This is a genomic window from Escherichia sp. 94.0001 (genome assembly GCF_013369155.2).
Classification (GTDB): domain Bacteria; phylum Pseudomonadota; class Gammaproteobacteria; order Enterobacterales; family Enterobacteriaceae; genus Escherichia; species Escherichia coli_F.
The window spans coordinates 1-926 of the sequence record NZ_JABWMS020000189.1 but is presented as its reverse complement, the minus strand read 5'-3'; the positions used below and the strand labels follow the sequence as shown (position 1 = coordinate 926).

At 40.0% G+C, this 926-nt stretch carries 1 protein-coding gene and 1 pseudogene; one reads left to right on the top strand and one right to left on the bottom strand.

Annotated features, from left to right (window positions below; translation table 11 throughout):
• Positions 1-216: hypothetical protein (locus HEN33_RS26220; RefSeq protein WP_207108976.1), on the bottom strand; the 216-nt coding region annotated here is incomplete at its 3' end.
• A 174-nt stretch (positions 217-390) separates the two neighbouring features.
• Between HEN33_RS26220 and HEN33_RS26640 the strand changes: the two are divergent.
• A pseudogene (locus tag HEN33_RS26640) lies at positions 391-891 on the top strand (tetratricopeptide repeat protein); the annotation flags it as partial.
• Positions 892-926 lie beyond the last annotated feature (35 nt).

Sequence of the window (926 nt, the reverse complement as noted above, 5' to 3'; positions counted from 1 at the left end):
AATTTTAATCAGCGAGTCAGCTTGGGAAGAAATGACCTGCTTATTCGCACCTTCCCTAGACAGCTTTATCATGTCAGCCCACATTGTTGGCGCTGGCAATACTAAGGACAAACGATGGGGAAGTAGCTTTTTAGCGTTATTTTCGGGAGTAAAAAACGTGGTATCTTTCCGTATGTCAGTTGTATCTTGCTGGTATTCGTAGTCGTGATAAGGCATACAACGATATTTATCTTGACGTTAGTGAAGAATAAGTTGTTTTGTGATCTATGTTAATCTGGGATTACAATCCGGGCTTGATACATCGCATCACGACTTTTATTCTCTTCAGAATAGAATATGTTACTCCCCGCTTTACAGGCTCAGGATTTGAATTACAAATTATACTTTTAAGTGAACAATAACCAAGGGTATTTCTTATTTCCTGAAACCAGGCTTGGCCCATTTCGGGATGAGTTTGAAAAAACTCTTGACGCATACGATAGTGATGAAATAAACGAAACAAATTACGTCAACAAACTCAGGCGTCTTGCCTGACATGCTCCTGACATCATTGATATTCACGCTCATCTGGCATATGCATTTGCGCTCTTTATGCTGCAATTCTGGCGAATGTTCATTTACAGCGTCATCAGGATGCCGTTATACTCATTGATAAAATACTAACATATAACCCTGAGAATAATCAGGGAACACGCTGGTTACTGGGGGCGGAATTGTTACGTGCTGGCAAGCATGGCAGGGCTCTGTACGTATTGACAGGACATGTCAATGAATTTCCCCCCTACTGGTACGAGCTTGCTCTTTTACATTTTATGAATGAGGCATATATTAATGCTGCAACGGCATTTCGATATGGATTTTTAACAAGTATATATTGTTGAAATGCTTTGTTAGAATCTTTATCCATTCCCTAGGGCTGTATAGTA